At 58.1% G+C, this 11,088-nt stretch carries 8 protein-coding genes; 7 read left to right on the top strand and 1 reads right to left on the bottom strand.

Features of this window, described 5'->3' with window-relative positions; translation table 11 throughout:
• Nucleotides 1-297 precede the first annotated feature (297 nt).
• The 7 genes from D4765_RS20235 to D4765_RS18225 all read left to right on the top strand — a co-directional run bounded on the left by D4765_RS20235 (nucleotide 298) and on the right by D4765_RS18225 (nucleotide 8,974).
• Nucleotides 298-1,275, top strand: a complete 978-nt coding sequence (locus tag D4765_RS20235; RefSeq protein WP_136643742.1) for a translation initiation factor IF-2 N-terminal domain-containing protein — start codon at nucleotides 298-300, stop codon at nucleotides 1,273-1,275.
• Between the two features lie 91 nt (nucleotides 1,276-1,366).
• Entirely contained in the window at nucleotides 1,367-3,961 is a 2,595-nt protein-coding gene (locus tag D4765_RS18250; protein WP_136643741.1) for an FtsK/SpoIIIE domain-containing protein, read from the top strand.
• A 249-nt stretch (nucleotides 3,962-4,210) separates the two neighbouring features.
• Complete coding sequence (locus tag D4765_RS18245) at nucleotides 4,211-5,068, top strand: P-loop NTPase family protein (protein ID WP_136643740.1); 858 nt, start codon at nucleotides 4,211-4,213, stop codon at nucleotides 5,066-5,068.
• A gap of 213 nt (nucleotides 5,069-5,281) precedes the next feature.
• Nucleotides 5,282-6,541 carry an Ig-like domain-containing protein gene (locus D4765_RS19510; protein WP_201799372.1) on the top strand — a complete coding sequence of 420 codons (1,260 nt, stop codon included), beginning with the start codon at nucleotides 5,282-5,284 and terminating at the stop codon, nucleotides 6,539-6,541.
• A 30-nt stretch (nucleotides 6,542-6,571) separates the two neighbouring features.
• Nucleotides 6,572-7,438 (top strand): L,D-transpeptidase, encoded by an 867-nt coding sequence (locus tag D4765_RS18235; protein ID WP_136643739.1) that lies wholly within the window; start codon nucleotides 6,572-6,574, stop codon nucleotides 7,436-7,438.
• Nucleotides 7,439-7,776: 338 nt separating this feature from the next.
• Nucleotides 7,777-8,571 (top strand): hypothetical protein, encoded by a 795-nt coding sequence (locus D4765_RS18230; protein WP_136643738.1) that lies wholly within the window; start codon nucleotides 7,777-7,779, stop codon nucleotides 8,569-8,571.
• Nucleotides 8,572-8,587: 16 nt separating this feature from the next.
• The gene (locus D4765_RS18225; protein ID WP_136643737.1) at nucleotides 8,588-8,974 is read left to right on the top strand and encodes a hypothetical protein; all 387 of its coding nucleotides are present in this window, start codon (nucleotides 8,588-8,590) and stop codon (nucleotides 8,972-8,974) included.
• Between the two features lie 601 nt (nucleotides 8,975-9,575).
• On the opposite strand, the gene D4765_RS18220 is transcribed toward D4765_RS18225, so the two are convergent.
• Complete coding sequence (locus D4765_RS18220; protein ID WP_136643736.1) at nucleotides 9,576-10,811, bottom strand: hypothetical protein; 1,236 nt, start codon at nucleotides 10,809-10,811, stop codon at nucleotides 9,576-9,578.
• Nucleotides 10,812-11,088 lie beyond the last annotated feature (277 nt).

The raw sequence follows: 11,088 nt of genomic DNA, 5'->3' as shown, positions 1-11,088 counted from the left end.
GGGGGCTGCTAATTCGTCGAAACCCTAGGCTGAGCCTGCGCGGTGTCCGGTAACGATCGTTCGCGAGACACTCGGCGCGCCTAATCGCCCGCCGCGTCATTGCACAGGCCGGGGTGTAACGGTTGCCGTGTACGTGCCTGTGTTGTGCATTCCCCTGTCATTGAGACGGGCTGCAATCGCCCTACCGGCGCGCCGTGGAAGCCGCTAACGTCGGATATTTTACGAATTCACAAGCTGCCCCTTCGGGTACCTGTCGCAACCTGCTGCCAAACTGAGCTGACAATCAAAGGGGCATGGATGGCGAAACCGCGCGTACACGAAATAGCTTCCGAAGTGGGAGTCCCTTCAAAGGATGCGATGCGCGTCCTGAGATTGCAAGGTGTCTTTGTGAAGGGTCCGAGTAGCTCGATGGAGCCGCCGGTTGCCCGTCGTCTTAAGGAAGCGCTCGTTCGCGGCGATTTCAACGAACCACTCTTTCCCGGTCTCACTGGCGAAGGTGGACGCACAGCGGCAGGTTTCGCAGCAGCGTTACCCAAACGTCTCCCCGAACTCGTGGACGTACTCATCTCCCCGAAAACAGCCAGTGCTCCGATCTTGGATCTGATAGCTCGTGCCGCTTCCGATCGTCATTTCTTCTACGCACCCGTTCGCGCTTTTGAGGCAGCCGAGGTCGCAGGGCAGGCAATCACCCAGCTGAGCGAGAGCGAATTACCCACGCCCCGCGGCATTGCGGTCATGATTCGACCCGGTATAGATGCTGGAGCGTTCCTGTTCGCCTGGGATATGGCCCCGGAAACCCTCGACTGTGTTGTCACGACGCTTTCAGTGACTTCAGGGAGCAGACGACCGAGCCTGAACGCCACGAGCACACTTAGAACCGTTCTCCGCCGTTCTGATGAGGGGTTTGTGGTCTCCAAGGCTCCGCGCATACGCACCCTCGGTGGATTGTGGGCAATTCTGCCCGAGCGCCTCCCTCCTATGCACTCAAGGGAGTTTTCGACTACAAAAGCGCCGACGCTGCAAACTGCTCAAAGCACGGAAACTCGCATCATCTATGCAACCCGATCCACCCTCGGTCTCGGTAGCTCGTCGACAGGCGAGGGCCAAGCTCGCGACACTCGATGGAATGTTCGCGGCCATTATCGAAATCAGTACCTTCCATCGACGAAGGATCATCGCAAGATCTGGATCGAGGAGCACACCGCTGGCGCAGCGGACGCGGAGGTCATTCAGAGAGAGCAGGTATATGTCATTGCTCCACGCATCGAAAGTTAGAGCGCTCTAACGTTTCCACTGTTTATTGATACGTCTCGTAAAATTAGACTACGCGAGAACGTCAACGAGAACGCGTGGAAGCGGTGAACAGGTGAAAAAGGAAAGAACCAAGTACGCGTGGTTCTTCGATCAGCTAATCGGAAAACATAAGGAATTTTCCTCGCAGAACCTCAGTATCACTCAGCAAATAGATGAGTTGCGGCCAGACAAGGGGCACCTTGCTAACTTTGCTGCGTGGTGCTTCGTAGCGGCCGTGTGGGTGCTGGCGGCCCTTCCCGATTTCTGGGTGCCCTTCGTAGCGAACATGATTTCGTGGATACCAAACGCGAACGTGATTTCGTGGATCACGATCCCATCTCTCCTGCTATTCGCCTACGCCGTTATTGTCCGCGTCGTCACGAGCAGGAACGAGTTGCATACGCGCCGAGGAGTTTTTGGCGCCGCATACGGAGAGCTCAAGTCCGACAGCCGCGCGCGAGTAGTGTTCGCCCTCTTCCTCGCTAGCTTTGCGACACGTCTCTTGGCAGGAATCGTGCTCTGGATAGATAGCACCGGGCAGCCCGACCAACCAAGCTCGTACTTTCACGCGGTCATACCGTCGATCTTCACCTGGCTCGCCACTCTTATTCAATTGGCTGCCATGCTCGCCTATTTTCTTGCTTCTCTTGGATTCTTTTACTACGGAGTGAAGATAGGGCTCGCCTATGCCCAACTTCAGCGGCACGTGTACAACATCTTCAAGATTTTTGGTGGCAAGCTCGGCATCCTCCGCAGCCTCTTGAAGATCACTGATAGCGACCTCCTGGATGAAAAATCGGTCACCATTTCTCTTGATGCAATCCGAATTCACCCGGTGCCGGTCAGCGCTCAGAAATATTTTGACGACATCGACGACGAACTTGTCGCGCTCAATCAGTTCCAATACATGAAGTCAAAGGACTCCACACCGAACGACATCTTCATCGTTGCAGTCGACGAGGAGACCCGAAAGAACCGCGAAACACTCGTCGAGAGCGGGGGGCTCGTCTGGAGCGTTGGGAACGAGGAGAGTCGTGATGATGAAATCCTCGGAGTGCATCAGTCGAGATCACCGGAAGCGCCGGTTCCATCACGGTTACAACCCACGAGGAAAGGGATACTGCACGACAGATTCAGGGAGTCAGATCTCCCTCGCCTGCAGGAGCTGATGAGTAAGACAGGCATGACTGTCATTCAGGCCCACTTGAACGTCACCCCAAAGGTGTTCTGGGTGCAGGCGGTCACCCCTGACGAGGCGGCGATATATCGTGACGTTGCGGACGCGATGAAAGTCCCTTCCTGGAGCCTTTGGCTCGAAGTGACATGGAGGGATAACGAGGAATCCGACAACGTCATCTATCCGAATCGAATCGACAGTGTCGAGGTGAAGCGGTCTCCTCTGCGAGGCACCGCGGGCGAGCGTGAAAAGAGGTGGTGGGCTGCGATCGAGGCGCTTCCCAAGGCGAGCGATGGATGGACTATTGAGGATCGCGGCAACAGGGGCACCACTTTGCGCTACGGACAAGGTCGGGCGTTGCCGGACGTTTTCTCTACCATCGAATCGTTGCCCGACGCGTATGCACCCAGTGATTGGAATACTGTGCCCGAGGGTGCGGGCGAAACGGGCTCGGCAATAAGTCTCGACCTAGAGAAGATCCCGCACCTACTGGTGGCCGGCAAGCCCGGGTCCGGCAAGAGCACTCTGCTCCGACAAGACATGATGTCCCGACTAGCTCGAGGTCATCGTTTGGCTGTGTTTGATACCGAGAAGTTCGCTCTCAGTCTCGCGCTGTTGAAGGCCTGGACGATTATGTGGGGCGAGAGAATCGCTGAGGTCGCCACGATGCTGGCTTACCTCTGTGAGGAAGGAGACCGTGTTCTTGGATTGATCAAGCAGTACGGCTACGAGAACTGGTACGACTTCACCCCAGAGGAACGCCGTGAGCTGAACATCGGACCGATCACCGTCTACTACGACGAATACGAAACCTCGGTAGAAAAAGCGACGGTTCCGTCTTCGCTCGGGAAGGATGACAGGCAAGTCATCACAGCGCAACGACAAAATGTGGCCGTTGACCAAGTCGAGCTTTACATGGCCAAGATTGCGAAGAAACACCGCGCAGCTGGCATCTACTTCGTCGTCGCGACGCAGTTCCCTTACAAGGAAAGTTTGAAGGGGCTGCGACCGTCACTGGGAAATGCCATACAGTGCCACGCGCCCGGAGCGGTACCCGTCGCGTCAGAGATTGCTCTCGCAATGGGGACCGGGAGCACTGCCGAGACAATTGAGCTGTTCGAACGTTTCAGCGTCGACAAGGACGGCAACAAGGGCAAGAAAGGCCTAGCGGTGATTCGCTCAGAGACCGGGGCGCTCGAAGCTATCCGAGTTGGCTTTGCGCCGAAGGATCAGTCGGCAAAAATCATTGAAAACCTGGGCATCCCGAAAGCGTCCCCGTGGATCATCAACGACGTTCTCGGACTCTCGATGAGGCGCACGGTTGACGAGAAGGACTTAAGGGTTCCGGCAGCAGCTCCATTCACGCGTTTCACTCACCTCGAAGACGATGACGACTTTGATGACGACGACCTCGACGAGGCTCAGAGCAGTTCTCCGAAGATCAACGCTGCACGAGACGGCTGGACGCCGAAGTTGAACTATTCGGAGTAGCCCGTCTCAGAAATCTCGCTTGGCGAGCTACGACGGATTGGGGCCAGAGCGAGCAGCGTTGGGCGCTCCAGACGCAGCAATTGAGAGCCCCGTAGAGCGAATCGACACTCGCCCTACGGGGCTCTCCGCGTCACAGGGCGCTTACTGTGTCGAGCCGAAAGGCTCTAGCCCAGGAAATCAATCAGCGTCGAATTATCGCGCTACAAAGACGCTACGAATCGAAGCTCGATTCCCAGTGAGGATAGCCAATTGTTCGACCGCATCGTTTCATCGCACAACCTGATTCCCAGGCTCACCGACACCGACTTCTGGAGACTTCCGATCGGGCTCGGCCTGAGGAACCAACAAATCGGGTCCGACATTCGAGCCTCGTCACCCGTTGGAGTATTCGGCCTCAAAGGCTCCGGAAAGACCAACGCGTTACTCCAGCTCATCGTGTCGGCCCTCACCCGAGGAATTCGTGTCGTGGTAATCGATCGTCAGGATCACGGCGAGAAGTATCTCGGTCTGCTCCCCTATCTTGAGTGCCTAGCGGTCGATGACTACGCGCTGGCAGTGACACTCCTACTGATCCATACGAAGATGCTGGAGCGAACCCGAGCGTGCGTGCGGCACGATGTAGACAACGTAGACGATCTTCCGAAATCGAAGAAAGAGTCGGTCCACACGGAGCCAATTCTCATCGTGATCGATGGCGTCGAGGCCATCAGCTCCCAGTTTCAAGCGGCCGTCTCCGAACTCATGTCCGACCCGCTGCTCAGCTCCCTGAATATCTTTGTTGCCTTCTCAGTCGCGGAGCCATGGAAAAGCACCTCGCGGGAAGCGCGCCGTAACATGGGTGACGTCCTGGCGCTGAAGCCCCCTCTCTCTCCGGACGATGTCACTGAAATGTTTCCCGATCGACCTGCCGAGGTTTCGTATGCAAAGGCCGGCCTCGCATACGAAGCGGCCGGCTTCGGGCTCTACCAATCCATCGACGGAAACACTCGCGGTGTCGAGATATCCGATACCGGGGCGTCTGATCTCCCGGCCATCCTCGCGAGCTTCCGCGTGCCGCAACCCGAGCATTGGGACGTAATCAGAAGCGAAGTGGACTGGCGTTGGTAAACGGACTAGTCGATCAAGAAATTACGAGCGGGCGAATTCAAGACCCTCAATGAGCGTGACAGGGGAAGATTCTTCCTGACCTGCGGCTTTGTGATCCTTTAGAGCGCATGGGGCTCCTCTGTGCGATCTCGATCCGATAAATCGAGGGAACCTCGGTAATGGCGCTTAGATAGAAGAAGCGAAGTTCTAGTTCCCGAGAAAGAGGCGCATTTCATGAACAACCAAATCATCCACAACCAGGGCGAGCCCTGCGAACGACCCCCGGAATCGAAGCGGAGACCGCACAAGTGGCGTCGATCGGCGGTCACCTTTCTGGTAGCCGCGTGCATGACCATCGCAGCCAGCAGCGTCCCAGCCGCGATGGCCGACTCACTGCCCCATCCCAGCTCAACCGATGCCTGGGTAGCTACAACCACAGCAGAAATTCTCGGCTCGGACGGTGAGGTGATCGCTTCCGTTGACAGCTCGCAGAACGACAGCAACACCGTCCACACCATCGACGGAGTCGATGCACACGCTGCTGCCAGCTCGGACCTGAAGGTAAGGACGACCGGAACCGTCCGGTTTCTCAACGCAACCGAAGGCACGATGAGCGGGGACAAGCAGTACCGATTCGCCGCACCGGAGATCAATGCCGGGGTCGTCGTTTCGGGCGGGTTCACTGCGCCCGACAATGCAGCAGTCTCCTGCGATGTCGACCCTAACCAGATCTTCCACTCAGGTGACACCGTCGATTTCAGCTGCACCGCCACGGCGACCGCACCGGAGTACACGCTCGACACGCTCCGGCAGGAAATGGCAGATAACTGCCCGACTACCACCAAATGCGATCCGATCTCATTCGATGAAGCTGGCAACCCGATCTTCCAGTCGTGGTACTTCAGCGGTCTCTTGGTTCCACTGAAGACGTCCATGCAGATCGAGTGGGCGGCGACCGGATTCGAACCCACCTACTGGAACGACGGCACGCGCCTGGAAGCCAACATGACCGAGTTCATGGTCGACGTGCCCGGAGCTCAGACATGGCTCCCGGTCGCACAGGATCAGTCATACCGGGTGAAAGCAGACGACGTTCTGACTGTCACCCCGGATGGGCTGCTCACCGGAGCTCAGTGGAGCCAGGGCACGGTTTCGAGCCTCGATACTCACATCACAAACGTTCCTGCCGGGGGCACCGTCGAAGCAAATGGTGATCTGACCTTCACGAGCGATCAGATCGGCGGCTACCAATTCAAATACTTCTTGGAGGATCCGAGTACAGAGCTTCGCAGCGCCGACGCAAGCGGGGCGATCGAGGTCTACGCCGACTCGACTACGCCACCGACCGCGACACCGGACCCCACGCCCACGCCGACACCCGTTGTGACACCGAAGCCGACACCACCGGCCCCGGTCGTCACGCCCACTCCGACCCCGGCAGTTGTCCCGGATCCGGTTACGCCTGAAATTCACCTGCCCGTGGTGAGTGGCTAAGTTGCCTCGAGCTAGTAGAGAGAGACCATCATGAGGAACCTGAGCCGTTCCATCGCGCATGTCCTCACTGCTGGCGCTCTCCTCGCAGTGCTGGCGGGATGCACCTCGATTGCACTCACTATCGAAGCCCCGCCAGCACTGCATACCTCTCCGGTGCCGGCGCACACCGTCGACGCATACATTCCCCCGTCTCTCGTCGCCGTTGACGAGTTGCCCGAAGCGACGTATGCCGCGGTGATTCCTGGGCTTATCGCCAATCAGGGCATCACCGCGGCCGCGCCCACCGTCTACTCACTATCGGCAGACACCGCTCTATACAGCGCCGACCGAACGACGCCCATCGCACACCTGGCAGCACTGAACTTCTTGGGCGACAGAACTGTAGTTGTTCCCATTCAGCAAGACGGCGGCTGGTCCCTCGTACTCACGCCTAGCCGCCTCGAACTCCCTTCGACCGTCAATGGGAGCGCCCCGGCCCAAAGTTCAGCGTGGCTCAGAACAGACGCACTAGTCGACCCGATATCCACTCCCGATCGAATCCAGGTCTCAGTAGAGAATCAGCAGCTCATCGTGCTCGACAGGGCAGGGCAACCTGTCTCCAGATATCCGGTCGGAGTCGGCACACCAGGAACCCCGACACCCACGAGCGTCACCGGGTATATCCAAGCTCGATACCTCGATCCCGCACAGGGGCAGACGGAGTACCCGATTCAGCTGACCTCACTTCACTCGGCCGCAGCCGACGAGCCGTACGGGGGCAGTGACGGCGGTCTAATCGGAGTCCACTATGAGGAGGAGAACACGGGCCAGGTTTCCCATGGCTGTGTTCGCCTTCCGGTCGACGCAATCACCGCCGTCAACTCGCTGCCACTCGGCACCCTGATCACGATCATCTGAGCCCGAAGGAAACCACCATGAAATCTCGAAGCAAGGCATTCCTTCTCGCCGGGATGGTCATGCTTATGCCGGTAGCTGGACTCGCACTCGCTGATTCGGCGGCCGCAGCAACAGGTGCGCCATGCGACCCCCAGTACCTCTACTGCGACAGCGACATTCAACCGGCTCCAGTGGGCACAACACCGTCTCCCACAGTGTTGCCATCCACTCCAACTCCCACAAGTACGAGCACTCCGACTTCCGGTGCTTCCCCAACGTCGACGGCCACACCAGCAATTACCTGGTTCGACACTGCCCCAGCGGCGCCCTACGCCGACAGCAATCCCCCGGCAGCGGTTATGGAAGAGCTCAAGGTGAAGGGGACGCTGGATCAGCGAATCGTGTACTACTCACCGCAGGGCGGAGCGCCCAGCGCCGATGCCGTAGATCTGTCTGTCCGCAATCTGGGCCCTTCGGCAAGTGACACACTCACTTTTAATCTCAATCTGTTTCCCAAGTTCAGCTCCGACATTGGAACGACATTTCAGACGGGAGAGATCGTTCCGACTACCGATGACACAGGACTCCCGACCGTGCTCTTTGGCGATTCATCCCAGTACGGGGTCATCGTCATCAAACGAGCACCGATCCCCGACGATTGCTCCGCAACCGATCCAAGTAGCCAGATCGTGCACCTCGTTATGCTCGGCGAGAACAAGCACAAGTACCTGCTTGATGCGGCCCTCACCTGGGGAGCAAGATCGGATTCAGCACTTAAGGCATGGACCACTCGCTGCGAGTCCCTGAACACACCGGCTGCGACTGCCGCCCCTCTTTCGCAGGGATCCTCGAATACCAGCGCATACGGCCCGGCGACAACCCTGCCGGGGTACAACTACGGGCCACCAATCGGATACTCCGCTTTGCTGGTCGTAGCCATTTTCGTTCTTGTTTGGCTGTACAGGCGTTTTCGCGTCCTTGCGCGCATCGAGCAAGGAGTTTCGGTTTTTCTTGGCGGTTCTCGTTTCTTGGAGTCAGAATTCAATCACGACGGTACCGACCGCATTGGACATGAAGCACTCGAACCCGGGGAAAGAGACGAGCCAACGCCCCTCGCTCGACGGTTATCGAACCTTCTTTTCCCGAAAAAGTGATTGCAGGTAAGCAAGAGTGGATGACCAAAGCAACGATGAAAACCGGCAACGGCACCAGATGACTGTCGAAGCCATCTGCAACACAGTCCAGGACAATGAGTGGATGCTCGAGGTAGCAGCTCTCCCGCTGGCGAAGGCAATTGAGAACTGGCCAACGGAGCGTGCCTACTACATCATCGCCGGGGCGCTTTCAACGCGGGGTGAAACCGATCCTTCTAGCATCGAGAGGCTGAAGACCCTGCGCAAGATCTTCGAGGGTGTGAATTGGGAAATCGCGGCCGAGATGCGAAGCGCGCGCTCAGAGCACTCCGAGAGAGAGATAGCCGACGCTCTCGGCATTGACGACGTCCACGACCTTTCTTCGTTTAGGGAACGGCGTCCTGGTAGAGAGCCAGCAAAGTAGAGGCAACTCATCATCGAAATAACGCTCACCGTACGTAACGGCTCAGAGCTGTCATCATTTCGCGCTAGAAAGATTGCCGGGGCCCGCGAAGTGGCATTCCACCCCTTCGAACATATGTTCTACTCTTGACGTATGGGAGGCAACCGAAGATATGGATCGGACGTCTCACGCGCGGCTATCAACGAAGCAGCTACTCGTCCATCGCCGATCTCCCTGAGCGAGCTTGAGCGCCACTCCACAGGAGGTGGCGTGACCACGCCAGAAGCCCCTGAGAAAGTCCTCGCCTGGGTTCGATACCCCGAGCGAGCGGTACAGGTCGAGGGGGAAGCGATCGCCTTCAATGACCGAGTCGTACTGGTGCGATTCCCCACCCACAGCGGAGGGGTACAGGAAGCTTGGGTATGGCGCTCGGCAGTCACAAAACCACCGGAGCCGAATCTACGCTCGTAAGGGCCAGCTCACGAAAGTAAATACATCACTCCGTTAGACGGTGGTTGGAGGGTCCCCACCCCCTTTGCGAGCCTTGTCGTTATGCGGACGGCGATTGGCGCGTAGAAACTCGTCAAGCGGCTCCTATTCCATCGGATCGCGAGCTGACCTCTTATAAGTGGTCGTCCGATGCCTGAACGGCCTCGATGATGCTGGTAAATGCGTTGGCGAGATGTGCGCGAATCGCGTCCCAGTCACCCGCCCAATCGACGGCAATAGGCGCAAGCCCGAATCGGCTGCGGGCTTCGGCTGCTTGTCGACGCGGACGTTCCGAGTCATGTTGGGCAGCCGTCCGGAGATGCCGGACGTCGCGTAGTTTACCAAGGGCCTCTTTCACGGAACTGCTGTACGGCTCGTCGACGACCATCCGCTCCAAGAAGTAAGTGAGAGAGTTGAGAGAACCTTGCTGGCCGCTAAAACGCTTTTTCAGGATCTCTGGGGGAACGTCGGGCAGGGCAAAGTGATCGATGATCGTGCACAGGCTGGAGATCCTGTTGTCGAATTCCTCGACAGTGGAGGCCGACTGCGATAGAGACGCGGCGGATTTGAGACTGCGGACCCGCACGACTGATCCCCCGCCCGACGACCGCCAGAGCGCTGACGCTTCCAGCACATAGCCGAAGTAGTCGATCGTTTGAATTAGCGTCATCGGCGAGGCGAGGACGGGCTCCTGGGCTGGCAGCTGGTAATGCCACGCACGCGCCAGGTACTGCTCAGCCGTATTGACACCTAGGAACGCTCGAAGCGATCGACCTCGAACCTGGCACGTAACTGCTTCGCTGGTGATCTGGACGTTGATGGGTGCGTACTCGCGACGGACCACCTCGGCCGCGACCGATGCTTTCAAGGTCACAGGGTAAGGCCGCCCCTGGAGATAGGTGCCGACCGTGATGTCCTGAAGTGGCGCGTCCCATTTGGCCACCTCGTTAGGAGAGGGGGATAGTTGGAGTTCGGCAGCTGCGAGGGCACCGATGTAGGCAGCAAGGGAATCGGCCAGCTCGCCCAGGCGTGGGACAAGAGATCTTACGGCGTGCATCCCGGCCACCGTCAAGCCAAAAATACTGTCGTCCTTTGGCTGGCCGGCACGAATTCCATCGCGCACCCAGAAAAGCCGATATGGCTCACCACCGTCCGGAGCCACGCCTACTGGTAGCCCGGCCAGGATGTCTTCAGGTACCAGGTTGCTCTGCGATTCGGACGAGAAGGTGCGAGCGACGAAGTCCCAGACGGGCCAGCCGGGCTCTCCGCCTCTTGGTGACGGGATCATGAATGGCTGGCATGCGGTGGCGAGAAGCTTCTGCTCATCAACGGAGAGATCTCGGAACACAGCGTCGCTTTCTTCGCTCATGACACCAGTGTCTCGCAAACATGAGGCGTCACGATGGCATCTAGCTGGCTCGACGGTAACGATGATTGCTGCGCGGAAAACACTCGGCCGCCCTGGCCTGACGGACGCATTCACATACTCACAATTTCCATCCCCGCTTGCTCGTTGAGGACGTTTCGTAAATTCATACAGTTAGTCTTCGGTTTCATTAATCCCCACACCCCGATTGCGGCTGATACTGAATCAGGGATCGGGACGGTCAGGAGAACATATGTAATGTTTTGTCCGGCGGGGGGGG

Source organism: Subtercola vilae (assembly GCF_004923255.1).
GTDB lineage: Bacteria > Actinomycetota > Actinomycetes > Actinomycetales > Microbacteriaceae > Subtercola > Subtercola vilae.
Note: the sequence above shows the minus strand (reverse complement) of the source record. Positions and strands in the feature narration are given on the sequence as shown.